At 64.8% G+C, this 26518-nt stretch carries 27 protein-coding genes; 10 read left to right on the top strand and 17 right to left on the bottom strand.

Features of this window, described 5'->3' with window-relative positions; translation table 11 throughout:
* The first annotated feature begins 194 nt into the window (after positions 1–194).
* Both BI327_RS26210 and BI327_RS26205 read left to right on the top strand, forming a co-directional pair.
* A complete protein-coding gene (locus BI327_RS26210) occupies positions 195–812 on the top strand; it encodes a Crp/Fnr family transcriptional regulator (RefSeq protein ID WP_076864140.1) in 618 nt (205 codons plus the stop codon).
* A gap of 383 nt (positions 813–1195) precedes the next feature.
* Positions 1196–1468, top strand: a complete 273-nt coding sequence (locus BI327_RS26205; RefSeq protein WP_076864139.1) for a hypothetical protein — start codon at positions 1196–1198, stop codon at positions 1466–1468.
* A 5-nt stretch (positions 1469–1473) separates the two neighbouring features.
* Here the strand turns inward: BI327_RS26205 and BI327_RS26200 are convergent, their stop codons facing one another.
* From BI327_RS26200 to BI327_RS26150, 11 genes are all read right to left on the bottom strand, one after another.
* Positions 1474–2508, bottom strand: a complete 1035-nt coding sequence (locus BI327_RS26200) for a D-alanine--D-alanine ligase family protein (RefSeq protein WP_076864138.1) — start codon at positions 2506–2508, stop codon at positions 1474–1476.
* The gene (locus tag BI327_RS26195) at positions 2505–3488 is read right to left on the bottom strand and encodes a putative zinc-binding metallopeptidase (protein ID WP_245334937.1); all 984 of its coding nucleotides are present in this window, start codon (positions 3486–3488) and stop codon (positions 2505–2507) included. The genes BI327_RS26200 and BI327_RS26195 overlap by 4 nt, the downstream gene beginning before the upstream one ends.
* A gap of 339 nt (positions 3489–3827) precedes the next feature.
* Positions 3828–4205, bottom strand: coding sequence for a hypothetical protein (locus BI327_RS26190; RefSeq protein WP_076864136.1), 378 nt, complete (start codon positions 4203–4205; stop codon positions 3828–3830).
* A 69-nt stretch (positions 4206–4274) separates the two neighbouring features.
* Complete coding sequence (locus BI327_RS26185; RefSeq protein ID WP_076864295.1) at positions 4275–5558, bottom strand: RNA polymerase sigma factor; 1284 nt, start codon at positions 5556–5558, stop codon at positions 4275–4277.
* A 31-nt stretch (positions 5559–5589) separates the two neighbouring features.
* Entirely contained in the window at positions 5590–5940 is a 351-nt protein-coding gene (locus BI327_RS26180; RefSeq protein WP_076864135.1) for a YciI family protein, read from the bottom strand.
* 18 nt (positions 5941–5958) lie between these two features.
* Positions 5959–6330 (bottom strand): YciI family protein, encoded by a 372-nt coding sequence (locus BI327_RS26175; RefSeq protein ID WP_076864134.1) that lies wholly within the window; start codon positions 6328–6330, stop codon positions 5959–5961.
* Positions 6331–6616: 286 nt separating this feature from the next.
* Positions 6617–7312, bottom strand: coding sequence for an AprI/Inh family metalloprotease inhibitor (locus BI327_RS26170; protein WP_076864133.1), 696 nt, complete (start codon positions 7310–7312; stop codon positions 6617–6619).
* Positions 7312–8295 (bottom strand): 2-hydroxyacid dehydrogenase, encoded by a 984-nt coding sequence (locus BI327_RS26165; protein ID WP_076864132.1) that lies wholly within the window; start codon positions 8293–8295, stop codon positions 7312–7314. Before BI327_RS26165 ends, BI327_RS26170 begins: the two co-directional genes overlap by 1 nt.
* On the bottom strand, positions 8295–9083 hold the full coding sequence (locus tag BI327_RS26160; RefSeq protein ID WP_076864131.1) for an ABC transporter permease: 789 nt from the start codon (positions 9081–9083) through the stop codon (positions 8295–8297). Before BI327_RS26160 ends, BI327_RS26165 begins: the two co-directional genes overlap by 1 nt.
* Entirely contained in the window at positions 9080–9886 is an 807-nt protein-coding gene (locus tag BI327_RS26155) for an ABC transporter ATP-binding protein (protein WP_076864130.1), read from the bottom strand. Before BI327_RS26155 ends, BI327_RS26160 begins: the two co-directional genes overlap by 4 nt.
* A gap of 226 nt (positions 9887–10112) precedes the next feature.
* Positions 10113–11156 (bottom strand): ABC transporter substrate-binding protein, encoded by a 1044-nt coding sequence (locus BI327_RS26150; protein WP_076864129.1) that lies wholly within the window; start codon positions 11154–11156, stop codon positions 10113–10115.
* A gap of 130 nt (positions 11157–11286) precedes the next feature.
* On the opposite strand from BI327_RS26150, the gene BI327_RS26145 reads away from it, so the two are divergent.
* Together BI327_RS26145 and BI327_RS26140 are read left to right on the top strand one after the other, a co-directional pair.
* Entirely contained in the window at positions 11287–12093 is an 807-nt protein-coding gene (locus BI327_RS26145; protein WP_076864128.1) for a creatininase family protein, read from the top strand.
* A 147-nt stretch (positions 12094–12240) separates the two neighbouring features.
* Positions 12241–12504, top strand: coding sequence for a hypothetical protein (locus BI327_RS26140; RefSeq protein WP_076864294.1), 264 nt, complete (start codon positions 12241–12243; stop codon positions 12502–12504).
* Between the two features lie 117 nt (positions 12505–12621).
* Here the strand turns inward: BI327_RS26140 and BI327_RS26135 are convergent, their stop codons facing one another.
* Positions 12622–12891 (bottom strand): metal-sensing transcriptional repressor, encoded by a 270-nt coding sequence (locus BI327_RS26135; RefSeq protein ID WP_050403822.1) that lies wholly within the window; start codon positions 12889–12891, stop codon positions 12622–12624.
* A 340-nt stretch (positions 12892–13231) separates the two neighbouring features.
* Between BI327_RS26135 and BI327_RS26130 the strand changes: the two genes are divergently transcribed.
* From BI327_RS26130 to BI327_RS26110, 4 genes are all read left to right on the top strand, one after another.
* A complete protein-coding gene (locus tag BI327_RS26130; RefSeq protein ID WP_076864127.1) occupies positions 13232–13513 on the top strand; it encodes a hypothetical protein in 282 nt (93 codons plus the stop codon).
* A 313-nt stretch (positions 13514–13826) separates the two neighbouring features.
* Positions 13827–15575: an NRAMP family divalent metal transporter gene (locus BI327_RS26125; protein WP_076864126.1), complete on the top strand. Its 1749-nt coding sequence runs from the start codon at positions 13827–13829 to the stop codon at positions 15573–15575.
* Positions 15576–16118: 543 nt separating this feature from the next.
* Positions 16119–18113 (top strand): carbohydrate porin, encoded by a 1995-nt coding sequence (locus tag BI327_RS26115; RefSeq protein WP_076864124.1) that lies wholly within the window; start codon positions 16119–16121, stop codon positions 18111–18113.
* Positions 18114–18406: 293 nt separating this feature from the next.
* On the top strand, positions 18407–19876 hold the full coding sequence (locus tag BI327_RS26110) for an FAD-dependent monooxygenase (RefSeq protein ID WP_076864123.1): 1470 nt from the start codon (positions 18407–18409) through the stop codon (positions 19874–19876).
* Positions 19877–20078: 202 nt separating this feature from the next.
* On the opposite strand, the gene BI327_RS26105 is transcribed toward BI327_RS26110, so the two are convergent.
* The 3 genes from BI327_RS26105 to BI327_RS26095 all read right to left on the bottom strand — a co-directional run bounded on the left by BI327_RS26105 (position 20079) and on the right by BI327_RS26095 (position 23944).
* Complete coding sequence (locus BI327_RS26105; protein WP_076864122.1) at positions 20079–21704, bottom strand: FMN-binding glutamate synthase family protein; 1626 nt, start codon at positions 21702–21704, stop codon at positions 20079–20081.
* A gap of 364 nt (positions 21705–22068) precedes the next feature.
* Entirely contained in the window at positions 22069–22938 is an 870-nt protein-coding gene (locus tag BI327_RS26100) for a patatin-like phospholipase family protein (protein ID WP_245334936.1), read from the bottom strand.
* A gap of 232 nt (positions 22939–23170) precedes the next feature.
* On the bottom strand, positions 23171–23944 hold the full coding sequence (locus BI327_RS26095; RefSeq protein ID WP_024581583.1) for a ferredoxin--NADP reductase: 774 nt from the start codon (positions 23942–23944) through the stop codon (positions 23171–23173).
* A gap of 297 nt (positions 23945–24241) precedes the next feature.
* On the opposite strand from BI327_RS26095, the gene BI327_RS26090 reads away from it, so the two are divergent.
* The gene (locus tag BI327_RS26090) at positions 24242–25177 is read left to right on the top strand and encodes an ATP-grasp domain-containing protein (protein ID WP_076864120.1); all 936 of its coding nucleotides are present in this window, start codon (positions 24242–24244) and stop codon (positions 25175–25177) included.
* 17 nt (positions 25178–25194) lie between these two features.
* On the opposite strand, the gene BI327_RS26085 is transcribed toward BI327_RS26090, so the two are convergent.
* Complete coding sequence (locus BI327_RS26085) at positions 25195–25395, bottom strand: hypothetical protein (protein ID WP_076864119.1); 201 nt, start codon at positions 25393–25395, stop codon at positions 25195–25197.
* Positions 25396–25419: 24 nt separating this feature from the next.
* Positions 25420–26214 (bottom strand): response regulator, encoded by a 795-nt coding sequence (locus BI327_RS43290; RefSeq protein WP_245334935.1) that lies wholly within the window; start codon positions 26212–26214, stop codon positions 25420–25422.
* A 93-nt stretch (positions 26215–26307) separates the two neighbouring features.
* Here BI327_RS43290 and BI327_RS43285 point away from each other — a divergent pair, with 93 nt between their 5' ends.
* Positions 26308–26496: a hypothetical protein gene (locus BI327_RS43285; RefSeq protein WP_245334934.1), complete on the top strand. Its 189-nt coding sequence runs from the start codon at positions 26308–26310 to the stop codon at positions 26494–26496.
* Positions 26497–26518 lie beyond the last annotated feature (22 nt).

Raw genomic sequence — 26518 nt, 5'->3', positions numbered from 1 at the left:
GCTATCTTCGGTAAAGCTGCGGAAAGCTCCGAAGTTCCAACGCAGACAGTGGCGGAGTTTCGTGGCGGAACCGCAGAGAGCGCCACATCGCCGCAATCGACCCATTTCCGCTCAGGAAAATCATCACCCTGGTGTATGTTGCTCGCCGTTTCAGATCAGTTTTCTTGCAATGCATTTTTCCAGTGAGTGCTGTCATGACATTCATCGATAGCTTGGGTTACCTGGCGTCGGCACTGGTGTTGCTGACGTTCTGCATGAGCACCATGTTGAGCCTGCGCTCGGTCGCGATATGCAGCAATCTGGCGTTCATCAGCCCCGGGTTGGGTGCCCGGATCTACCCGGTGCTCGCCCTGCACGTCATTCTGCTTCCGCTGAACGTGCTGTTGCTGTTCCAGATGGTCCGGCTGCTTCGCAAGGCCAAGCTTGCCGCGTCGACGGATCTTTCACCGAACTGGCTGCAACCGTTCATGCGGCCGAAGCACGTCAAGGCGGGAGAAACGATCTTCAGGAAAGGCGACGATGCCGACCTGCTGTACATGGTCGTGTCGGGCGAGGTCAGGTTTCCCGAGATCGATCGCGGCGTCTCGGCCGGCGAATTGTTCGGAGAGATCGGACTGTTCTCGCTCGAGCGCCGCCGCACGCAAACGGCGCTGGCGGCAAGCGATGTGGATCTGCTGTGGATCAGCGATGGCGCGCTGAGGAAGCTGTGCGAGCGCAATCCAGGACTGTCGCTGTATTTCCTGCGGCTGACGGCGACAAGGATGACGGAGAACGCCGCCCGCGCGATCGGGATTGCCGCGGGCTCGCATTGATGACGCTCAATCGGGCGCGAGATGCGTCGCGCGTGCTACGGCGCGGACGAAACAGCAAGGCTCGGCAGCGGTGCAAACTGCATCTCCGCGACGGCGGAGCCGGCGTATGCACTGGCGATCAGGATCATAACGCGAATGGCGACGAACATGGTGCCTCCTGAGCTTTTTGTCATCTCATCTTGTCTTGCCCCATCATTGCCAGAGACTCCTTGCCCGCCGGTGAGGAAAGCTGGTTGCCGCAACCTTGAAGGCGTTGGTAAGCGAGCCGTTTACGCAAGTCCGTTCACGAGTTGGGAACCGTATCGTCGGAACGGCCACCGCGCTAAACGCCGGGTTCACCGTCGCCGGGCATTGTCCGCCTCAATCAAGAAGGCGCAAGCACAATGCCGATTTTCAGGACGATCCTTGTTGTCGTATCGATTTTTCTTGCCGGTTTGTACGTCTACGACGGCTGCCGCAGCGACGGGCTGTTGATGCCGGCTTCGGTAAACGAAATCCTTGCACGGCGGTGGCCGGAACCGGATGCGTTTCACGCGGCGGCAGCCCCCGTTGCCGCGGCAGTTGCCGGCGCGACGCCGGCCGCGCGCGTTAGGGAAACGTTTGCGATGTTCATCCCCAGGGACGCGCGGCGCCATTCGACGCAACGCAGCCTCTAGCCGCTTCAGCCGAGCGATACGCCGGCCTTGGCGCGGCTCATTCCGAGCGTCACGATGCGATGCAACAGATCCGGGTAATCGAGCCCGTCATGCCCGGCGGCCGTCGCGAACTCCTGGCTCTTGGCGATTTCGGGATTGGGATTGGCCTCGATGAAATACGGCACGCCGTTGGTGGACAGGCGGAAGTCGATACGCGCGTAGCCGTCGAGCCCGAGCGTCCGGTAGATGCGCTTCGCCAGCCGTTGAATATGGGCGGATAGTTCCGGCGTGAGCCCCTCGGCCGGGCCGTCCGCGATGCCGACGCGTTCCTGATAGCTGGTGTCGTGCTTGACTTTCTCGGTTGCGATCTGCCGCGCGGCGGGGCCACCCATGCTGCCGAATTTCAATTCCCACACCGGCAGGACGCGCAGCCGGTTGTTGCCGAGCACGCCGACATAGAGCTCGCGTCCCTCGATGAACTGCTCGGCGATCGCAGCCGTTCCGATCCGCTCGTGGATGAAGGCGACGCGCTCCACGAGCTTTTCGTCGGTATCGACGATCGATGCCTGCGAGATACCGAGCGACCCATCGCTGCTCAGGCTCTTGACGATCAGCGGCAGCGCAAGCCGCGGCGGCCGCTTGACCTTGCGGCGCATCGGGAAGACGGCGAAGGCCGGCACCGGGATGCGGCGATGATGCACCAGCGTCTTGGACAGATCCTTGCCGCGCGCCAGGATCAGGCCGCGCGGGTTGCACCCGGTATAGGCGATCTTCATCAGCTCGAGATAGCTCGCGATGTGCTGATCGTAGACGACGTCGTAGTGAAACTCCTCCAGCAGCGTGAACACCACGTGCGGCTTGAAGCCCTCGATCTCGTCGCGCACCGGCTTGATTTCCTCCTGCACGCCGAGCGGACGAACCTCGTGACCGGCAGCGCGCAGGGTGCTGACGACGTCGTATTCCGTCTTCCATTCGTTGATCTCGCGCGCGGAATATCCGTCGCTGGAGTCGGGCGGCACACAGTCCGGGTGCATCAGCACCAGAATGCGAAGGTGTTTCATAGCGCGATCCATTTCCGGCGCGACGGGCCGAACAGCGCGTGCATGGTCTTGGCGGTCAGCAGGATGGTGAAGTTGGTCACCAGCTTCTGCTCGGGGCCGACGGCACGCAGATTGAGCTCGCGGCAACGCGAGATCATGTTGTCAAGCACGGCATCGAGCGTCAATTGATTCTCGCCGGTCCACCGCGCGACCAGCTGCCTGATCTGGGCGCGGTGGCGCCTGATGAAGGAAGCGGCCGGCGGATGCCGGTGATGCCGCGGATCGGCCGAGAACAGCTTGGATAGATCGCGGTCGTAGGTCTTCGGCGGCGTGAAGGCGTAGAACGCCTGCTTCTTCTTGTAGTGCTCGCCGAGTGTTTGCTTGAGCGTATGCAGCGGATCGACGCGCTCGCGCGTCGTGGGCGGCGGCCGCTTGCCGGCGATCTCGCCCATCAGCTCGTCGACATATTCGAGTTTCCGCAGCGCCGGCCAGCCGGCATAGCGCGTCCGCCAGTTCGAGCGCGGCCGAAGCCACACCGCGAAGGTCTCGGCGAAATCCTCGTCCGGATGGCTCTGCGCATACCAGAGCCGGAGGTGCTGGACGTAATTGCGGCTCGCCGGATTGGGCCGGTAGTAGCGCGGATAATGCTTCGACGACGGACCGAACAGCTGCTGCCAGCGCCGGCGGCGTTGCAGCTGGTAGCCGTGCTGCACGGCATGACCGGCCTCATGACGCAGAATGGCCATGCACTCCGACCAGGTGCCGCCCTCGACGTCGAGCATCATCTTCTTCTCGAGCTTCATCAGCCGGGGATGGGCGAGGTAGAACGGGATTGCGATGCCGGGCACCTGTGAGGGACTGAACCATTCGCTAGAGATCCAGGCGTGCGGCCGCAGCTTGATGCCGCGCTCCTCGAGCTCTTCATTGAGCGTGCTGAGACAATCCGCGAGCCAGGTGCCCTCGACCGAAACCCTCAGACTGCTGAGGCGTTGCTCGAGCAACTCATCATCCGACAACGCTTCCCAGGCAAATTTCCGGCGCGGCATAGGCATCCAAAATCAAAAACAAATCGGAATCGGGATGGTGTCATAGGTTGCCGCCGGCAACAACCGCCGCGCCGGCGCGGGCAGGCCAGCTTGGGTCATGAGCCGACCCGGGCTGCTCCGCGCTCCCGCCATGGGACGGGCTCAGCGTCGAACTCGCGCAGCGCGTAGCCGGGTGAGCGGAGCGACACCCGGGATCCGCAAGACCCCGCATGTCGCTTGCGCTCATGCGGGCTACGCAACTACTGCCCGTGCTTCCCTGGCAGGCGCCGGAAGCCTCGCCGGCGTTCGTGCCGCTTAAGGCTTGACCCAGCGCTGCACGGCCGCGGCGGTGTCGGCCGGGGTGGTGTTGAAGCAGATGGCGGCGCCGGGGGCGAGCCGGTGCACCAGATTGAGGATCTGCTCAAACAGCACGAGCCGCTCCGGCGGCTCACGCAGCCCTGCGCCGATCACGACGCAGTCGTAGCGGCGTGCATTGAGGGCCGCAGCCGTCACCGCTTCCGCGGTAGCGCCCGTATCGATCAGGCAGCTCTCGACGTCGTAGCCGAGCGTGCGCAGGCCCTCGATCTGCGCGTCGATATAGCTGCGCACGAGCTCGGGTGTGAACTGCGGAACGACGGAGAGATCGACGAAGGTTGGGTCGAGGCCGATCGCCAGCACGGATGGCTTGGTCATCGGGGCACCTCCCGATCAATTTGCGGTTCCGCAACCATGTCAGCGCTTTGCGTCGAAATCGCGAAGCGGTCAATGACGACCGTGTTCCTGCGCAGCGCGTGATGCGACCGCGGCGCGCCGCTTGAGGAACTCGCGCTCGCGCGCGTTGCCGGCCAATGCGGCGGCGGCCTCGAACGCGGCATGCGCCTCCGCGAAGCGGCTCAGCCGGTACAAGAGATCACCGCGCACGCTCGGCAGCAGATGATAGGATTTCAGCGCCGGTTCATCCGCAAGACCGTCGACGATCGCAAGCGCTGCCTGCGGGCCCTCGGCCATGCCGATCGCGACCGCGCGGTTGAGCTCGATGACAGGCGAATCCAGCAGCGCGGCGAGATCGCCGTAGAGCGCGGCGATCCGGCTCCAGTCGGTCGCATCAGGCGTATCGGCCTCGGCGTGGCAGGCGGCGATTGCGGCCTGCAACACATAGAAGCCGCCGGCGCCGCCGAGCTCGCGGGCACGCGCCAGTGCGAGCTGCCCGCGGCGGATCTGCAGGCGGTCCCACAGCGCGCGATTCTGCTCCATCAGCAGGATCGGCTCGCCGGCCGCATCGGTGCGCGCCGCCCTCCGCGAGGCGTTGAATTCCATCAGCGCCAGCAGGCCGTGCGCCTCCGGCTCCGATGGCGCGATCGAGCTCAGCACGCGGCCCATCCGCAGCGCCTCGTCGCAGAGCTGCGGCCGCAGCCATTCATCGCCGCTTGCGGCGGTATAGCCTTCGTTGAAAATGAGGTAGACGACCTCGAGCACGGAAGCGAGCCGCTCGGACAGCTCCTCGCCGCGCGGCGTCTCATAGGCGAGACCGGATTCCGACAGCGTGCGCTTGGCGCGCACGATGCGCTGGGCGATGGTGGCCTCCGCCTGCAGGAAGGCGCGCGCGATCTCTTCGGTGGTGAGGCCGCAGATCATGCGAAGCGCCAGCGCGGCGCGGGCCTCCCGCGACAGGCGCGGGTGGCAGGCGGTGAAGATCAGCCGCAGCAATTCGTCGCCGATGTCGTCGTCGAGCGCGGCATCGAAATCGGGCATGGTCTCCTGCTCCCGCGCCAGATCATGCGCAAGCATGCCGTGCCGCTGATTGAGCATGCGGTTGCGCCTGATATGATCGAGCGCCCGGCGCTTGGCAGTCGCCATCAGCCAGGCGCCCGGCTTTTCCGGCACGCCGCTGAGCGGCCAGTGCTCGAGCGCGGCGACCAGCGCCTCCTGGGTCAGATCCTCGGCGAGCGGCACGTCGCGCAGCATCCGCGACAGGCTGGTGATCAGCCGCGGTTGCTCGATGCGCCACACGCCGAGGATGGTGCGCTTGATGTCGTCCTCGGTCATGCCGGCCACCGGCGTGCGCGCGAGGCGATCGTCAGCACGCCATGAAGGGGCGAACCTCGCATGACAGTTCCCAATCCGGCATGTGGTCGAGATGAAGCTGCATGAACTCGACGGCGCGCGCCACGGCCTCCTCCTTGTCCTTCAACTCGAACACGGCGTAGCCGCCGACCACCTCCTTGGCCTCCATGAAGGGACCGTCGGTGACGGTGAGCTTGCCGTCCTTGATTTTCACCTCCGCGCCCGCCGTGCGCGGCAGCAGCGCGCCGGTGTCGAGCATGCGGCCGGCCGCGATTTCGCGTTCGGCAAGCTTGCTGATCGCCTCCCGCAAGGGCGGATTCGGCAGCATCGGCTTCTCGGCCACGAGGACATACATGAAGCGCATCGCTTGTTCTCCCTTTGCTCACTCGGGACACTGGCCGGCAAAACCGGCAAAGGCGCGCACCTCGCAGGTGCCTTCCCAGCCCGGCATGTGGTCCTTGTGCAGCTGCATGAACTCGACCGCGAGCGCGATGGCTTCTTCCTTGCTGCGCAACTCGAAGATCGCGTAACCGCCGATCACTTCCTTGGCCTCGACAAAGGGACCGTCGACGACGCTGAGATTGCCGTCGACGATCCGGACCTGCGCGCCGGTCGCGAGCGGCATCAGCCCGCCGGTATCGACCATGCGGCCGGCCTTGATCTCGCGGTCGGCGAGCGTGTGCATCGCCTCCATCAGCGCCGGGGTCGGCTTTGCCGCCGGCTGGGGTGAGGTGACGATCGACATAAAACGCATGAAATTGCTCCTGTTTGGCGCGACTAGGGACGAAATCGGCCCGCTATGGGAGACGACGAACAGGCAGCCGCCGGATCGACAGGGGTAACCGAATTATTTTCTTCGGGCGATTGCTGCGTCAGAGGACGCCCCCTCCCCGTCATCCTGAGGTGCGAGCCTCTTCGGCGAGCCTCGAAGGATGAATCGGCCAGAGTGGGGCCGCGCATCCTTCGAGGCTCGCTCCGCTCGCACCTCAGGATGACGGGGATACTAAGCGGAGGAGGTGAAACGCGCCGTGCGGAAAGCCCTACTGCTCCCGCAGCATGATCAGCGGGTCGGCGCTGTCGGGGACGCGGCGCCACTGGGCGTTGTCGTCGGCCTCGAACTGCCAGGTCTCGCCCTTGGGCGACATCAGGATCATCTGGCCATGGTCGAGCCGCCACAGCGTCGGGTTGAAGGCCGCGACCGCGGGATCGCATTTGCCTTTCAGGAACACCTGGAAATTGTCGTTGCCGGCGTCGGTGTTGGTCAGCACCAGGGCGCAGATCGCCTGGCCGTTGCCGCGCACCATCGACCAGTCGCCGATCATCTGGTCCATCGACTTGGCGAGCGAGCGGGCGGCGGCGAGGTTTTGCAGGATGTAGACGCCCTCGTTGGTGCGCATCCCCTCGAAGATGCCGGTCTCGACCTCGGTGAAATCGATCACCGCTTCGCCGGCCGCATTGTGCAGCCGCACGATGTCGCCGAGGCCCTTGATGCTCCAGCCGGTGATGTCCTTGGTGAAGGGGAGCGCGGCGGCGCAGGCCGGCTCGAGCTCGAGCCGGAAGCCTTGCGGCGCCGCATCGCCCTTCAGCGTCACGACGCAGGTCTTGCTGCGCTCGGTGGTGGCGAGCTCCCACTGCCCGATCATGTCCTTCTTCAGCGTCGTGACATCCTGCGCGACTGCCGGACCGCACGCGCCCAGCAGCACCAGCAGCACGACGCTGAAGCGGGACAATGACATCAGCGATCCTTCACCGGCGTCTCGGCAACCGGCGTCAGCGGCGGCTTGCCCGCGAACCAGTTCTTGATGTTGTCGACCACGAGCTGGTCCATCGCATTGCGCGTGACCACTGAGGCCGAACCGATATGCGGCAGCAGCACGACGTTCTGCATCGCCTTCAACTCGTCCGGCACGTTCGGTTCAGCCGCGAACACGTCGAGACCGGCGGCCAGGATGGTGCCGGATTTCAGCGCCGCGACCAGCGCCGGCTCGTCGACGACGGAGCCGCGCGCAACATTGATCAGCACGCCGCGCGGGCCGAGTGCCTTCAGCACGTCGGCATTGATCATCTTCGCGGTCGAGGCGCCGCCCGGCACGATGACGATCAAGGTGTCGACCGCCTTCGCCATCTCGATCAGATCGGGATAGTGCTTGTAGGAGACGTCCTTGGACGGATTGCGCGAGTAATAGGACACCGGCACCCGCGAGGCCTCGAGGCGACGGCCGATCGCCTGGCCGATCCGGCCCATGCCGACGATGCCGATCTTGCGGTCGCGCAACGAGCCGACGCTGAGCGGATAGTTCTGGGTCTGCCACAGGCCGGAGCGCACATAGCGGTCGGCCTTGACGAATTCGCGCAGGGTCGCGATCAACAGCCCCATCGCAACGTCGGCGACCTCCTCAGTCAGCACGTCGGGCGTGTTGGTGACCACGATATTGTGATCGCGCGCATAGGCGGAATCGACGTGGTCGTAGCCGACGCCGAAGCTGCCGACGATTTCCAGCTTGGGAAACAGCGCCATCGCGGTCTTGTCGGTCGCCATGGTGTGATAGGTGACGGCGATGCCGCGGATCTTGGCCATCGTGTCGGGCGTCAGGCGCTCGAGGTCGCCGCGGCTCTCGGCCTTGTGCAGCACGTATTGGTCGGAAAAGCCGTTTTCGAGGATTGGCCGGATCGGTCCATAAATCAGCAGATCGATCTTTTCGGAAGAAATCGGGGCCATCAACTTTCCTTTCCTAACGCGCTTTCATGCCAACGGCGCAACAAGAGGTGCGAAACTAACGCCAGCACCCCATAGATGACAATCCCGGCCAGCGATAGCAGCAGAAGTGCTGCAAACATGCGGGGAATATTCAGCCGGTAGCCTGATTCAGCGATCCGGAACGCGAGCCCCGAACCGGCGCCGGCGCTGCCCGCCGCGATCTCCGCGACCACGGCACCGATCAGCGACAGCCCGCCGGCGATGCGCAGGCCGCCGAGGATATAGGGCAGCGCCGCGGGCAGCTTCAGGAACAGCAGCGTCTGCAGCTTCGATGCCCCATAAAGTTGAAACAATCCGGCGAGGTTGCGATCAACGGAGTTGAGGCCGAGCGTGGTGTTCGACAGCACCGGGAAGAACGCCACGATCCAGGCGCAGACAATCACCGCGGTCTGCTGCTGCAGATAGATCAAGAGCAGCGGCGCGATCGCGATGACAGGCGTGACCTGCAGCACCACGGCATAGGGAAACAGCGAATATTCCAGCCATTTCGACTGGTTGAACAACAGTGCCAGCACGACGCCGCCGATCGCGGCGGCAACGAAGCCTTCGAGCGTGGTCAGGAGCGTGACGCCGAGCGATTGCGAAAGCACCGGCCAGTCCGCAACCAGCGTCTTGAGCACCAATAGCGGACTCGGCAGCACATAGGGCTGGATGCCGTAGGCGCGGACGATCGCTTCCCAGAGCACGAGGCCCGCGGCAAACACCGCAACCGGAAGCAGAAAACGAACAAGGTCCTGCGGAGATTTCATGCGCCCGCCTGCCCTGCATAAGACGGCGCCAGCGCATTGGAGACCTCGCGGCAGAAGGCGGCATATTCGGCCGAGGTGCGGAACTCCTCGCCGCGCGGTTCCGGCGAGGTGATGCGAAACTCGGCGCCGATCCGGCCCGGGCGCGCCGTCATCACGATCACGCGCTCGGAGAGGTAGACCGACTCGAACACTGAGTGCGTCACGAAGATGACGGTCTTGTGCAGGCTGCGCCACAGCGCCAGCAGGTCGTTGTTGAGGCGAAAGCGCGTGATCTCATCGAGCGCCGCGAACGGCTCGTCCATCAAGAGGATATCCGGATCGGTGACCAGCGCGCGCGCCAGCGACACCCGCATCTTCATGCCGCCGGACAATTCGCGCGGATAGGCGCCCGCGAACTCCGCAAGCCCGACCTGGTCGAGCGCGGCGTCGATGCGCGTATCGGCGCCAGTCGCCGGCGCGCGGGCGAGCTTCAGCGGCAGGCGGACATTGTCGCGCACCGTGGCCCACGGCATCAGCGTCGGTTCCTGAAACACGAAGCCGATCGGATGTCTGCCGCGCTGCTCCGCGCCGTGATGCGAGACCTCGACCGTGCCGGCGCTCGGTGAGGCGAGGCCTGCGATAATTCGCAGCGCGGTGGATTTGCCGCAACCGGACGGCCCGAGCAGCGAGACGAACTCACCGCGCCGCACATCGAGGTCGAGCGGGCCGAGCGCCGTCACGCCGCTGTCATAGGTCTTGCTGACGCCGCGCAGGCGCACGGCTGGGCCACTGGCGGCGGTTTCCGGCACGATGCTCTCTACCATCTGCGGCTGGATATCGGTGGGCGCGATCGTGCCGCGAAGGACACCTCTCCCCACCGGGGAGAGGTCGCGCTGAAAGCGCGGGTGAGGGGGCGCAGGTCCCATGAGAGAGCGTCACCCCTCACCCGGATCGCATCTGACGATGCGATCCGACCTCTCCCACAAGGCGAGAGGTGGATCACCGATGCCGCACTATCAGGGGCAGACTTCATCACGCAGATTCCGGCCGTCAGTTCTTCGGCCTGAGCTCGGCGCCGACCGCCTTGTTGACGAAGCGCAGCGTGTAGCCCTGGCGATAATCGATGGTGCTCTTGACCACGCCGGCGCGCACCATCTTGTCGAAGAAGCTCGCCATCCGCTCATCGGTCATGGCACCGATGCCGTTCTTGATGGAATCGCCGGAATCGACGATGCCGTGCTCGCGCATCTTGGCGACGCAATAGGCGAGCAGCTCGTCGTTCATGTCGGGATTGAGCTTCTTGATCATCGCATTGCCGGCGGAGTTGTCGCCGTAGACGTAATGGTACCAGCCGACGATCGAGGCATCGACGAAGCGCTGCACCAGGTCGGGCTTCTTGTCGACCAGGTCGCGGCGGGTCTCGATCAGCGTCGAATAGGAGTTGAAGCCGTAATCGGCGAGCAGCAGCACGTTCGGCTTGAAGCCGGCGGCTTTCTCGACCGCATAGGGCTCCGACGTGACATAGCCCTGCATCGCGGTCTGCTTGTTCACGATGAAGGGCTGCGGGTTGAAGGTGTAGGGCTTCACCTTGTTCTCGTCGAAGCCGTATTCGGATTTCAGCCACTGGAAGTAGCTGGTGATGCCCTCCTTCGAGATCAGCAGCGTCAGCGGCTTCAAATCCTCGATCTTGGCGACCTTGACCTCGGGATGGGTCAGGAAGACCTGCGGGTCCTTCTGGAACATGGCAGCGACCGCGACCAGCGGCACGTTGTTGGTGACGGCATCGAAGGTCTGCAGCGAGTTCGCGCTCATGAAGAAGTCGAGCTTGCCCGCGATCAGGAGCATGCGGTTGTTCTCGTTGGGACCGCCGGGCACGATGGTGACGTCGAGGCCGTATTTCTTGTAGGTGCCGTCGGCCAGCGCCTGGAAGAACCCGCCATGCTCGCCCTCGGCGACCCAATTGGTGCCGAACGAGACCTTGTCCAAGGTCTTGTCCGAGCTCTGCGCGCGTGCCGGGACGAGGCCTGCGGAAACGCTGAGGGTGGCGGACAGGAGGGCTGTGGTTAACGCTCGCGACAAAAAGGCCGGGATCATGGTTGGACTCCGTCGATCATTATGGCCCATGATGGAAGGCGGGAAGACGTGGACCGCGCCCGGAGGCGCGAACACCTCGCTGATGTTAAACAAACTAGCCTGCAAATCCATCCAATGAAACGCTTGCGTGATGACTTCTCAGCTTCCGCCCCGTGACTGGACCGCCATCCACTGGCCCGACCTCGCCAAGGGCGCGGCCGCGCGCTGGATCGCGGTGCTGCCGCTGGCCGCGACCGAGCAGCACGGGCCGCATCTGCCGCTCGGAACCGACATCATGATCGGCGAAGCGTATCTGGCACGGGTGCGCGAGCTGCTGCCGGCGACCATCCCGGCCACCTTCCTGCCCGTGCAACCGGTCGGCATCTCAACCGAGCACATCGATTTCCCGGGCACCTTGACCCTGCCGACCAATGTGGCGCTGAAGAGCTGGATGGCGCTCGGCGAGAGCGTGGCGCGTGCCGGGATGAGGAAGCTCGTGATCGTGACCAGCCACGGCGGCAATTCCGCCGCGATGTCGCTGGTGGCGCAGGATCTGCGCGCGCACTATCAGATGCTGGTGGTGACCACGAGCTGGTCGCGCTTCGGCGCGCCGGACGGGCTGTTCGATGCCGATGAACTGCGCCACGGCATCCATGGCGGCGCGGTCGAGACCTCGATCATGCTGGCGAAATATCCGCAAGCCGTGCGCAAGGATGCGATCGCGAACTTCAAGCCGGCGAGCGTGCAGATCGAGAAGGATCATCGCTTGCTGTCGACGCAGCGGCCGGCGCCGTTCGCCTGGCAGGCGCAGGACCTCAATCCGAGCGGGGCGATCGGCGATGCGACCAAGGCCTCGGCCGACAAGGGAGAGAAGCTGATCGAGCACGGTGCCCGCGCGTTCTGCGAGCTGCTCGCCGACGTCGACAGGTTCGATCCGAGCGTATTTCGCGGCAACTGACCGGCGATTCCTTCGTACCGGGTGAGGCGACGAAACAATTCACGAAACCATATTTCCGCCCTGGTCTTCGAACCGGAACCGAGAAGCCTCCGTCCAACGGGCATGCGGACCACACCGGCGCCGCGCTCACACAGGATGGAGTATTCCATGTCGATCAAGACCAAGTTTGCCGCCCTCGCCCTCACCGCGCTCGCCGTGACCGGCACCATCGCATCCACCACCTCGCAGGCCGAAGCCAAGCCGTATGGCTGGGGCTGGGGCGTTGGCGCGGGCCTCGTCGGCGCCGCCGTTGTCGGCAGCGCGATCGCGGCCAGCGACGGCTACTACTACAACGGCTATCGCCGCTGCGGCTGGGTGCGCCAGTTCGACGCCTACGGCAACTACATCGGCCGCGTGCGCTCCTGCTACTGATCGACGGGTTTCTCTAAAGGCTGCGGATCCTGCGTTCGGCACGGGTCCTCATCCACCCCGTGTCGCACACGACCCGTCCGGTGATCCCCCGGGCGGGTCAATTCATGAGCGCGGCGGTCACAGATACTTGGCGATCAGCCGGAAGTCGCGCAGCACATTGCGGCCCTTTGGCCCCGAGGCTTTCAGCGTCTCCTCGAGGCTGTGGCCGATGTGATCGTGGATCAGCGCCTTCTTGGCGCTCTCGATCGCGCTCTCCACCGCCTGCAATTGCTGAGCGATCTGCGCGCAGGGCCGGCCCTGCTCGATCATCTCGACGATGGTCTCGAGATGGCCGTTGGCGCGCTTCAGGCGCCGGGCGATCGCGGCGTGCGGGTGGTCGTCGGACATAAGGTTCTCCTATCCTCCCAGGAGGATAATCAGGATCCTCCCCGGAGGATAGTGGTTTCAGCTTGACAGGCGTTTGTGCCGGGCGTAGTGCCCGATCGTCGGAACATTCGTTCCGTTGCGGGGTTTGATCCCCGGAGACCAATCGTTCCACGAGCCAGCACAGAAGGCACATGGGCAGTAGCAACTCAGGCGACAGTAGACCGGCGATGCCGGGACACTCGACGCCGCAACACAGCAAGACTGATCGCGCAGATCTCGGCTGCGTGGATAGGTGGTCGCGCCCAAGCTGACCGCCGCTCCTCACCGGCCTGCCGCGCGATAGCGGAAGTGGAGGTGAGCGATGTTCGAAAAGCTCGCAAAATTCCGATCGTTCGAGCCGCGGCGCATGATGCCGCCGGCCGTTCATTCCAATGACAATTCGCCGGGCTTTCGCCGCCTGGCGGAGCGCCGGCGTCCAACCCTGGCCTGTCATTGGGTCCTGATCGACGGCCGGCTGGAATGCCGGTGGATCGTCGATGACACTAGCAACGATCTCGATCGTCAGCGGCGCGCGGGCCGGCAATTTGGCCCGCGCGCAACAGCCATGCGTGGCAACGCGGCGAAGCCGCGGCTCTGCGCTTAGAGTTTTGCCGCCGATGAAAGCGGGCATGTTCAACCAGCGTCATGCCCGGGCTTGTCCCGGGCATCCAGGTCTTCGCTTCAATCGAGTGAGAAAGGACGTGGATGGCCGGGACAAGCCCGGCCATGACGGAATTTGAGGAGGCCGACATGGACGAAGGACCTAGTCGTCCCGTTGCGCGCCGTCGCGGCGCGGCAGCGGGACTTTTGAACTGCATCACATCTGGAAGTGCCGCTGCTCACGGTAGCGGAGACGCACGCGCCTGACGGCTCCGCGTCCCTCCCGCCGTGCCCGAAGGGCGGCGAGGAGACGCGAAATGACCGAAAGCAACACCACCCCAACCGCCATTCTCGATCCCGCGCATGCCGGCGACATCCACGGCGCGCTCGGCAGCATTGCCCGCGACGACACCGCGCCGCGCGCGACATGGCTGGCCCGGCTGAAGACCCTGATGGCGATCGTCGGCCCCGGCCTGATCGTGATGGTCGGCGACAACGATGCCGGCGCGTTCGGCACTTATACCCAGGCCGGACAGAATTACGGCACCACGCTGCTGTGGACGCTGCTGCTGCTGATCCCCGTGCTCTACGTCAACCAGGAGATGGTGGTGCGGCTCGGCGCCGTCACCGGCGTCGGCCATGCCCGGCTGATCTTCGAGCGCTTCGGCAAATTCTGGGGCGCCTTCAGCGTCATCGACCTGCTGGTGCTGAACGCGCTGACCATCGTCACCGAATTCATCGGCATCACGTTCGCGCTTCATTTTCTCGGCGTCTCGCAGTTCTGGGGCGTGCTGGCTTCGGCTGCGATCGTGATGCTCGCGGTCTCGACCGGCGACTTCCGCCGCTTCGAACGCTTCGGCATCGTGCTGGTGGCCGGCAGCCTGCTGCTGGTGCCCGTGATCCTGATGGTGCATCCGCCGATCGGGCAGATCGCCTCCGACTTCTTCGTACCGAAGATGCCCGAGGGGGCCAAGCTCAGCGAGGTGATGCTCCTGATCGTCGCCATCGTCGGCACCACGGTGGCGCCGTGGCAATTGTTCTTCCAGCAGAGCTACATCGTCGACAAGCGGATCACGCCGCGCTTCATCCGCTATGAGCGGCTGGATCTGTGCATCGGCATCGTGCTGGTCGTGGTCGGCGCGGTGGCGATGATCTCGTTCTGCGCGGAGGTGTTCGCTGGCAAGCCCGAATTCGGCAATTATTCCGACGCGCTGGGGACTGCCGTGGGCCTCGAGAGATATGCCGGCCAGCTGCCGGCTATCCTGTTCGCCCTCGCCCTGCTGGATGCCTGCATCATCGGCGCGGCCGCGGTTTCGCTCTCAACAGCCTACGCGATCGGCGACGTGTTCGCGGTCAAGCACTCGCTGCACCGCAAGCCGTGGGATGCGAAGGGCTTCTATGCCGTCTATTGCGGGTTGATCGTACTCGCCGCGGTGCTGGTGCTGACGCCGGGCACGCCGCTCGGGCTGCTCACCAACGCGGTGCAGACGCTCGCCGGCGTGCTGCTGCCGAGCGCGACCGTGTTCCTGCTGTTGCTGTGCAACGACCGCCACATCCTCGGACCCTGGGTCAATTCGACGAGGCTGAACCTGTTCACCGGCGCGGTGGTGGCGGGACTGGTGATGCTGTCGGTGATCCTGACCGCGGCCGTGCTGTTCCCCGACATCAGTGAGGCCTGGATCATCGGCATCCTGATCGGCGGCAGCCTGCTGGCACTCGCAGTCACCGCCTTCGTGAAGCTGGACGAGATGTCGTCGCGCCGTCACGCCTCGTTCCGCTTCAAGCGGCACCGGCCGCCGCTGGAGCCTTTTCCGTTCCGATGGAATCGGAACGGGGCTCCAGATTCTCGTTTTGACGCGTTTTCTTCACGCGAACCGGTGCCCACTTCGCTCGAAAACGCTCTGGTCGACCGCGATACCTGGCGGATGCCGCCGCTCGACCGGCTGCCGCCGGCGCGGCTGAGCCCGCTCAGCCGGATCTGGATGATCGTGCTGCGCGGCTATCTGGTCGTCGCCGCCGGGCTCGTGCTGCTGCGGATCGTGCAACTCGCGACGGTGGGGGCGTGACCCCATCTGGCCGCTTCCGGCGATGGGGCGCGATCGTGTTGTTCAGGCTGGCCGGCGCCATCCTGCGCGGCGCAACCGCGCTCCATCGGCAACGCACAATTTCGAACGCCGGGCTGCGCGCGGCGCTCTCAGCGGCGCGATGCGTCGAACGGGCCGCTGCGCTGATCGTGCTGGGACCACGACCGCGGCCGGAATTCAGCTCGACAAGGAAAGTTGACGACGATGACAGCGAATGATCGGCGGACGCTCGGCCCGACTGCCACACCAGCGCGGCTAATCGCAGCGAACGGCACAGGTGGCCTCGCCCTGTTACACAACTGTCATGGCGGCCGTGCACACCGGGAGGTATCCGGGGCACCTCAGTTGCTATTGCGAATTATTTGCAATAAGCGGCAGGGGATGCTAGGTGCTGATCTGGCTTTGGATGGGACGATACGGATCGGACCGGGGACGGCGGGCAATGACTTCAAATCTCGGGTGGCACGCGGCCGCCAAATCTGTGATGACGGGCGAAACCGCCAACCGTTCGCGGAAAGCCGCGTCATGACCTGCGTCCGCCTGTTCCGGGTTCAGATCGCCGCCGGCGCCGCGCTGGGCGCGGCCGCCTTCGGCACGCCTGCGGCCGCGGCCGATCTGCCGCTCAAGTCGCCCGCCGCCAAGGCGGTCTACAGTTGGACCGGCTTCTACGTCGGCGCCCATGTCGGCTATGGCGACGGCTCGCTGGGCCCCGGCACCAATCCGATCCTGGAACAGGGCGTGTTCTTTCCGCCCACCATCACCGGCGGCATCGGCGGCTTCCAGGCCGGATACAACAAGGAATTCGCCAACCGCTTCGTGCTCGGCGTCGAGGCGGACGCGACCTTCACCGGACCGACCGACACGGTGCGCCGCCCGCCGGGTCCCTTCAACGCATCGATCGATTATGTCGGCACGGTGCGCGGCCGCGCCGGCTACAGCTTCGGCACCTGGATGCCCTACGTGACCGGCGGCTTCGCCTGGGGGCACACCGAAGTCAGGATCAACGATGCCGCGGACAGCGTGATTTCGCAGCCCGGCCAGTATCAGACCGGCTGGACCGTCGGCGCCGGCGCCGAATTCGCGGTGAGCGGCAATTGGACCGCGAAGCTCGAATACGAATATGTCGACCTGTCGCGCCGTACGCTCGGCCTCAACGATTTCGGCATGCCCGGCCTCAGCATCGACCCGCGCATTCATCTGCTGAAGTTCGGCCTGAACTACCAGCTCGGCGATTCGCCATGGTCGGCGACGCCGACGCGCGCCGCGCTGCCGGACTTCGCCGACTGGAGCGTGCACGGACAAACGACGCTGCTGCCGCAGACCTATGCGTCGTTCCGCTCGCCCTATGCCGGCACCAACAGCCTGCCCGGCGCGGGACAGGTGCAGCAGACCTGGACCACCACGGCGTTTCTCGGCGTGCGGCTCTGGGAGGGCGGCGAGCTCTACTTCAATCCGGAAACGGCGCAGGGCTTTGGCCTCAACGGCACGCTCGGCCTTGCCGGCTTCTCGAACGGCGAGGCGCAGAAGGCCGGCGCGCCGTATCCGAAGATCCGGCCGCAGCGCTACTACCTCAAGCAGACCTTCGGCTTCGGCGGCGAGCAGGAAGACGTTCCCGACGGTCCCAACCAGATCGCGGGCAAGCGCGACATCGATCGCCTGACGATCGTGGTCGGCCGCTTCGCAGTCGGCGATTTCTTCGACGGCAATTCCTACGCCAAGGACCCGCGCGCCGATTTCATGAACTGGGCGATGTGGGCCTCCGCGGCCTACGACTTCCCGGCCGACCTGCCCGGCTACACCCGCGGCGCCGTGGTCGAGCTCAACCGCAAGGATTGGGCGGTGCGTGCCGGCGTGTTCCAGGTGCCCAATGCGCCGAACAGCGACGTGCTGGTCTCCAACGCCAACACCGGCGGCGCCGTGGTGGAATTCGAGGGACGCTATTCGATCTTCGATCAGCCCGGCAAGCTGCGCGTCGGCATGTTCGGCAATCGCGGCAACACCGGCAATTATCGCCAGGCGCTCGCGATCGAGGATACCAACCCGGATCTCGACATCAACGATGTGATGGCCAGTATCCGCAAGGACAACACCAAATACGGCTTCTACCTGAACGGCGAGCAGCAGATCGCAACCGATATCGGCCTGTTCGGCCGCCTCAGCTGGAACGACGGCCGGACCGAGATCCTGTCGTTCACCGATGTCGACCGCAGCGTGTCCGGCGGCCTGTCGATCAAGGGCAGCTCCTGGGGACGGGTCAACGACACGATCGGCATCGGCGGCGCGATCAACGGGCTGTCGTCAGCGCATCGCGACTTCCTCGCTGCCGGCGGCCTCGGCCTCCTGATCGGCGACGGCGCGCTGAACTACAGCCCGGAGCGGATCTTCGAGACCTACTATGCCTATCAGGTCAACAGGAACCTGACGCTGACGGCGGACTATCAGTTCATCACCAACCCCGCCTACAACGCCGACCGTGGCCCGGTGCACATCTTCTCCGGCCGCATCCACGGCGAGTTCTGAGGCACGGCATCTCCCGCCGTCGGGCGAAAGCCGGGACCCATAACCACGAATACCAATTGGTTTGCGAAGCTGGAGCCACAGCGCGTTTCAACAACGCAACCCTGTGGTTATGGGTCCCTGCTTTCGCAGGGACGACAGCGCGTGTGCCGCGCCGTGCTTCGCAATGATATCGTGGAATTGGCTCGAGCAGCAAACGCCCTCTCCCCACTTAGATATATGTAGACCCCCCGGGCTTGCCGCAAGCCCGGGGTCATCCCGTAGAACGCGCGCCCAATCGAACGGAGGAGTGCGGGATGCGGGAACATGCCGTGGTGATTGCCGGCGGTGGTCCGACCGGGCTGATGCTGGCGGCGGAACTGGCGTTGGCAGATATCGACGTGGCGGTGGTCGAGCGGCGCGCCGACGACGACGTGGTCAGCTCCCGCGCCAGCGGGCTGCACGCGCGCACCATCGAGGTGCTCGATCAGCGCGGCATCGGCGACCGGTTCGTCGCGCTGGGGACGCGCCATCCGGCGGTGCTGTTCCACTCCCATCTGGTTCCGCTTGATATCACCGACTTTCCGGCCCGGCGCAATTTCACGCTTGGGCTGTTCCAGAACCATATCGAGCGCCTGCTCGGCGAATGGGTCGGCGAGCTCGCGGTGCCGGTCTATCGCGCGCGCGAAGTGACCGGCTTCGCGCAGGACGACACCGGCGTCGACGTCGCGCTGTCGGACGGCCAGATGCTGCGGGCGCAGTATCTCGTCGGCTGCGACGGCGGCCGCAGCATCGTTCGCAAGGCGGCCGGCATCGAATTCGCCGGATGGGATCCGACCCGGAGCTGGCTGAACGCGGAGGCCGAGATGTCAGGCGAACCGGAATGGGGCCTGCGCCAGGACGACAAAGGCACTTACGCGATCGGCAAGGTCGAGGACAGCGGGCGGGTGCGCGTGGTGCTGACCGAGCAGCAACTCGGCACCGGCGGCGAGCCGACCTTGCGCGACGTCAGCGAGGCGCTGATCGCCGCATACGGCGCTGATTTCGGCATCCACAGTCCGGTCTGGATCTCGCGCTTCACCGACATGACCCGGCAGGCCGTGACCTACCGCAAGCAGCGCGTGCTGCTGGCCGGCGATGCCGCCCATGTGCATCCGCCGATGGGCGGACAGGGCCTCAATATCGGCGTGCAGGACGCGGTGAATTTGGGCTGGAAGCTCGCCCAGGTGGTCAAGCTGACAGTGCCGGACAGCCTGCTCGACAGCTATCAGGCCGAACGGCATCCGGTCGCGGCCCGCGTGCTGCGCAACACCATGGCGCAGGTCGCGCTCGGCCGCACCGATGCGCGCAGCAAGGCGCTGAACGAGATCGTGTCCGACTTGCTGCGGATGGACGAGCCGCGCAGACGAATGGCCGCGATGATGTCCGGCCTGGACCTCCACTACGATCTCGGCGACGGCCACCCGCTGCTCGGACGCCGCATGCCTGATCTCGATCTGGTGACCGCCGCCGGACCGATCCGGATCTTCACTCTGCTGCACCAGGCGCGGCCGGTGCTGCTCAATCTTGGCGAGTCCGGCAGCATCGACATCGCGGGATGGGACGACCGGGTTCAACTGGTCGACGCCGATTACGCCGGCGCGTGGGAGCTTCCCGCGCTCGGGACGGTTTCGGCTCCGGCCGCGGTGCTGGTCCGGCCCGACGGCTACGTGGCGTGGGCCGGTGACGGCACCCGGACCGCCCTCACGGAAGCGCTGACCAAATGGTTCGGCGCGCCCGCTGCCTAGCGTAGATCCGAACAACGCCGGCGCTGCACTCCCTCTCCCCGTTCTTACGGGGAGACGGTTGGGGTGACGGGCTGTCTCCGTGCAAACGGTGATAGTTGCATTCGCGGAGAGTCCCCCTCACCCGGAGCGCATCTGACGATGCACGCCGACCTCTCCCCGCAAGCGGGGCGAGGTGAAGCGGAGCAACCGCCCCTCCAGCGCCCTACCCCGCCGGCTGGAACGAATCCGCGCGCGCCATTGCCCAGGCGTCGCGGAAGCGGCGGTCTTGCGTGCCGTCGAGCAACTCGCCGGGACGCAGCGTCGGGTAGAGCTCGGCGAAGGAAGAGACCTCGGTGGTCGAGCTGCGCTGCGAGAAGTGGATCGGGCGCAGCTCCTTGGTGTGCTCGAGGCCGGCGGCGGCGAGCAGCTCGGTCAGCGCGTGCAGGGTCGAGTGGTGGTAGTTGAACACGCGCTCGATCTTGTCCGGCACGTAGAGCGCGCGGTTGCGGATCGGATCCTGCGAGGTGACGCCGGTCGGGCAGCGGTCGGTGTGGCAGCTCAGCGACTGGATGCAGCCGAGCGCGAACATGAAGCCGCGCGCCGAATTGCACCAGTCGGCCCCGATCGCCATCGCGCGCGCCATGTCGAACGCGGTCGCGATCTTGCCGGAGGCGCCGATCTTGATGCGGTCGCGCGCGCCGATGCCGATCAGCGCGTTGTGGACGAAATTGACGCCCTCGCGCATCGGCATGCCGAGATGATCCATGAACTCGAGCGGCGCGGCACCGGTGCCGCCCTCATTGCCGTCGACCACGATGAAGTCGGGATAGAGCCCGCTCTCGTGCATCGCCTTGCAGATCGCCAGGAATTCCCAGGGATGGCCGATGCACATCTTGAAGCCGGCCGGCTTGCCGCCGGACAGTTTGCGCATCTGGGCTATGAATTCCATCATCTGGATCGGCGTCGAGAACGCCTTGTGATAGGCCGGCGAGATGCAATCCTCGCCCATCGGCACGCCCCGGATCTTGGAAATCTCCTCGGAAACCTTCGCCGCCGGCAGCACGCCGCCATGGCCGGGCTTGGCGCCCTGGCTGATCTTGAGCTCGACCATCTTGATCTGGTCGTCACCCGAGACGCGCGCGAACTCGTCCGGATTGAAGGTACCGTCGCGGTTGCGGCAGCCGAAATAGCCGGAGCCGATCTCCCAGATGATGTCGCCGCCCATCTCGCGATGATAGGGGCTGACGCCGCCCTCGCCGGTGTCGTGGGCAAAGCCGCCCTTCTTGGCGCCGGCATTGAGCGCCCGCACCGCGTTCGGGCTGAGCGCGCCGAAACTCATCGCCGAGATGTTGAAGACCGAGGCCGAATACGGCTTGGTGCAGTCCGGACCGCCGATGGTGATGCGGAACTTCTCCTCGGCACGCGGCTTCGGCGCCACCGAGTGGTGCATCCACTCATAGCCCTCGCGATAGACGTCCTCCTGGGTACCGAACGGCCGCTTGTCGAGCACCATCTTGGCGCGCTGATAGACCAACGCGCGGGTATCGCGGGAGAACGGCATGCCGTCCTTCTCGCTCTCGAAGAAATACTGCCGCATCTCCGGGCGGATTTCCTCGAGCAGGAAGCGCATATGCGCCGAGATCGGGTAGTTGCGCAGCACCGCGTGATTCTTCTGCGTGAAGTCGCGGATGCCGAGCAGCGTCAGCGCGCCAAAGATGACCAACGGGATCAGGATGATCTTGAAGACCTTGTGATCAAAAATTCCGACCAGCAGCAGCAGCACGGTGACGACGGCGCAGATCGTCAGCACGATGAAGCGTGGCGAGAACGGAAGCAGAAGCGTGTCCATGGAATCCTCCGGTCTGCCTGGAATACCCTGTCGACGGTGAGCCTAATCCAACTCACGGAGCAAGTGCACTACGGTTATACGGCCGAGCAGTCACAGATGTGACAACCGCCCGATCGGGCGGGTGCGGGCGCCGCGGTCTCACTGCTGCAGTGCAACGAAGGGCCCGCGCAAGGACCGCGCTCCCTCGCCCCGCTCTTGCGGGGACGAGACGAGCGAAGCTCGCTCTTGGAGGGTAGGGGTGAGGGCAAACACGGTGGCATTTGCGTTCGCGGAGAATCCCCCTCACCCGGATCGCATTCCGCTACGCTACATGCGCTCCGACCTCTCCCCGCAAGCGGGGCGAGGTAAGAGGCCGCCCGCCCCCTCAATGGTCGTGGGGCTGCAATTCGTGCGGGATGTGGCCCGGCTTCAGGCCGTCGCCGTCGAGCCAGGCGTTGGTGGTATCGAGCGCCCGCGTGATATGATCCGACGTCCGGGAGAAATCGTAGGGCGAGCCGACCAGCGGGCAGAGCGGCGGCACCACGAAATACTCGACGCCGGGGCCGATGTTCTCGAGCTCGTTGACGAGCTGCCGCGCGATCAGCAGCGTCAGCGCATGCAGCGCGTTGGCGAGCGCGCCGACCGGCGGCGCCTGGTTGGCACAGGCATGCCCGGTCGGCAGCACGATCAGGCGTTTTGCCCCATGCTTGACGGCGACCCGGACCGGCGTGTTGCTGGAGATCGCGCCGTCGGCGAGGTAGCGATCGCGATAGTGCACCGGGGTGAACGCGCCGGGGATCGCGGTCGAGGCGACGATCGCGTCCGCCGTCGAGCCTTCCGACAGCACCACGCTGTCGCCGCTGATGATGTCGGTCGTGACGATGTAGAGCGGCATCCGCGCGTCCTCGAGATTGCGGAACGGGATGTAGTCGTCGATCAGCTTGCGGACGCCGTCATGCGGGATCAGGAAGTCGCGCCGCCACAGGATGCTCACCAGCGTCCGCCAGGTCACCGGAAACACGTCCTGCCGGTTCAGGCCGCGCCAGATCTCGGCGAGCCGCGCCACGCCCGAGACCGAGGGGTCGCCGGCATAGAAGGCGCCGTTCAAGGCGCCGACACTGGACCCGACCACCATGTCGGCGACCACGCCGTGCGCGGCCAGCGCCTGCAGCATGCCGACCTGGACCGCACCAAAGCTGCCGCCGCCGGCAAACACAAAGGCGGTCTTCGGTGCATCCGGATCGGTGATGGACAAGGCGCGGCTCCCTCCTCGCCGCATTCGAGACAGGCACGCGGCGTTGCAGGCGTTATAGCAGCGAGGGAATGGACGACGCCACAAACACCGCTGTCGTCCCTGCGAAAGCAGGGACCCATAACCACAAATGCAAAAGGCTGGAGCCCGATGGGGCCCCAGCCTTCGCAAAACACAGAGCGGTGGTAATGGGTCCTGGCTTTCGCCAGGACGACAGCCTCAACATTTGGCCGTCTTAACGCTCGACGAACGCCTTCTCGATCACGAAGTGACCGGGGGTGTTGCCTGAGCCTTCCTTGAAGCCGCGGGTCTCGAACAGCTGCTTCAGCTCCTCCAGCATCGCCGGGCTGCCGCACATCATGATGCGGTCGGTCTCGATGTCGAGCGGACCCTGATGCAGGTCGGTGAACAGCTGGTTGGAGGTGATCAGGTCGGTGATGCGGCCGCGATTGCGGAACGGCTCACGGGTCACGGTCGGATAGTAGGAGAGCTTCTCCGACAGCAGCGGCCCGAACAGTTCGTCGTCGCGCAGCTTGGCAACCAGCTCCTCGCCATAGGCGAGCTCGGAGACCTGGCGGCAGCCATGGACCAGCAGGATCTGGTCGTAGCGATCATAGACCTCGGGGTCCTTGATCAGGCTCGCGAACGGCGCGAGGCCGGTGCCGGTCGACAGCAGCATCAGCCGCTTGCCGGGGATCAGATTGTCGGTGATCAGCGTGCCGGTTGCCTTGCGGCCGACCAGGATGGTGTCGCCCTCGCGGATCTTCTGCAGCTTGGAGGTGAGCGGGCCGTCCTGCACCTTGATCGAGAAGAACTCGAGCTCTTCCTCGTGATTGGCGCTCGCCATCGAATAGGCGCGCAGCAGCGGCCGGCCGTCGACCTCGAGGCCGATCATGGCAAACTGCCCATTCTGGAAGCGGAAACCGGAATCGCGGGTCGCCCGGAAGCTGAAAAGCGTATCGGTCCAGTGCTGAACGGAAAGAACTTTCTCTCGATAGAACGCGCTCATGGGTTTTCGTTTTCTCGACTGACCAGATTTAGAATGGTTTGATTTCTAGACTGCTCGCGACGGCGCAGAAGTGGCCGAAATCACTGAAGATCTCGCGTTTCCATTGCGCCAATGCAGGAGATAGTCAAGATCAACTGGCGTGCAATTGCGATCTCCGAATGGCAGTCGTTCGATTTCGCGCGGAGGTTCAACCACGACATCGTTAACACGTGCTGCTGCACGTAATTTACTTGCTGAGATCGGCGCCGATCTGGCAATTAATTGCTACGAAAACCGCGGTGAAGGGAAAATGATCTCGTGGTCCTGATCAGCCAGCGAATCTTCCTGGAAACCATCAAAAAATATTGTTTGGCGCACTCGATTGCCGTCGAGGTGCGGTCCGGCGGCTGGCTGGTCATCATGACCAAGGGCAACGTACGGCGGCTGGTGATCGGTTACGACATTGGGCTGAACAGCGCCGTCGCGCATCAGGTCGCCAACGACAAATCGGCCTGCGCGGACGTGCTGGCATTGGCCGGCGTATCAGCCATTCCGCACACGCTTTATCTCGGCGCAAAATTCAGCAAGCACATCCCGGGATCGGACTCGCTCGACGCGATGCAGCTTCTGCTCGAGCAGCATCCACAAGGGCTCGTCGTCAAACCCAATGAGGGGACATCCGGCGAGTTGGTCGTCCGCGTGACGACGCGGGCGCAGTTGGAGACTGCCGTCGCGCGCATCCTTGCCGCCCATCCAAGCCTCGCGATCTCGCCCTATGTCGAGATCAAGGACGAGGTGCGCGTGGTGCTGCTCGATGCGCGTGCGCTGATCGTCTACGGCAAGACGCGCCCAATGGTGATTGGCGACGGCATCCATTCGCTCCGCGCGCTGGCGCAGGCGACCGCCACAGCCGATCAGCTCAAGACCATCGCCGAGGATTTCGATGACGCCACGCTCGATGCCGTTCCAGCCGCCGGCGAACGGCTTCTGCTGAACTGGCGCCACAACCTCGATGCCGGCGCGGAGCCTGTGCTGCTCACCGATGGCGCCACACGCGACGCCTGCATCGCGCTCGCGATCAATGCCGCGCAGGCCGTCGGCATCCGCTTCGCTTCCATCGACGTCGTGCGCACCGATGGCGCATGGAAGGTCCTCGAGGTGAATTCAGGGGTGAAGATGGAGGCACTGGGCCGGGCGCATCCGGCGCTGGTCGAGGCGGCCTATGACGCGGCGCTCGACGCCGTGTTCGCGTAGGCAACGCCTCACATGCATCATTCTCGCCGACGCTCCTTTTCATAGGCAGCGACGATCAATTCCGATTGCTCGATCTGTGCCGTGAGACGGTCGATCTCGGCTTGCGTCTCCGGGAACACGTCAGCCCCCGCGGTATTTCCGGACTCCAATTCCGCGATCAGTTCACGATTCTTTGTGATCTGCTCCCGGTGCCAATCGATTTCGGGATCATCCTGCATGGGCCAACATCCGATCGGCGAGACTTACGGCGCCAGCCCTCGCAGCAGCGCGGGTGGATAAACCGGCTTCTCAAAAAACTTGACGCCGTCAGGCAGAGCACTGGCGAGTGGCAGGCCTGAGATCACCATCACGCGCACCCTCGGGTCGCAATCGAGGGCCAAACGAGCAAGCTCGATGCCGTCCATCTTGCCCGTGAGCTTGATGTCGGTGACCACCAGCGACGGGTGGCGCATCTTGATGGCCAGCGCCGCTGTTTCTGCGTCCTCGCATTGGATGACGTCGAAATGACCTGCTTCCAGCAGCAGCGCAATCATGTCGCGCTGGATCGTGTCGTCTTCAACGACAACAGCGATTTGGCGAATCGGCCTCACGTAACCCATGGCGACCTCCAAACGATCAACTGAAGTCAACGATTGAGGACCGCTTATGGTTCTGGTTCCAAACTCAATGTGACCGTTCCAACAGACGATCGCAGGTTCCATCCGGAACAACTTTCGAGGTGTCGGAGTCATTGATGGGCGGCGAGCCGGACGGCTCGGGCCTGGGAAAGGAAATCGTGCCAGGAGGCAAAGCTCATGAAGAACGCTGTACGGTCGGATCAGGATTTTTGTGGGGCTGACGCGGCGGCTGGCGCGCCGGGCCGTCCATCCTCTCGACGACTGGTCGAAGATCAGTTCGCTGATGCCGACGTCATGCAGCATCAGACGATGCAGCAAGAAGCGATTGATCCCCCCGGCGTTCGCCTGCCGCACGACATCATTTCCGAAATGGAGGCGGCGCTCCAGCAGCAGGTCGATCGGCTTGTCGCGAGACGACATTAGCCAGCGCTATCTCGCCTGCCGATGATGCTCCAGAAGATCGCGGCGCCTGGAAACTCGAAGCAAGATCCCCGCCGGATCGATGGAGTCTTGATGGGAGCGATCCTTGGGCGCGCGATCTTCCAGGTCATGGTCGTTCTGGCGGCGGTCGGCATCGTTGCCCTCGCTTGCATGGCGGTCCACGGCGGCTACGCGCGTGCGGCGGCGCAGCTTGCAGCAAGATCACTCCGCCATTTTGATCCATCCGGCGGCTTGCTCATCCCGCGCAACGGAGTACGCTGATGCGCATTAATCGATCCGGATA

The organism is Bradyrhizobium mercantei (assembly GCF_001982635.1).
In the GTDB taxonomy this organism is placed as follows: Bacteria; Pseudomonadota; Alphaproteobacteria; order Rhizobiales; family Xanthobacteraceae; genus Bradyrhizobium; species Bradyrhizobium mercantei.
This window is presented reverse-complemented; position numbering and strand designations above follow the sequence as displayed.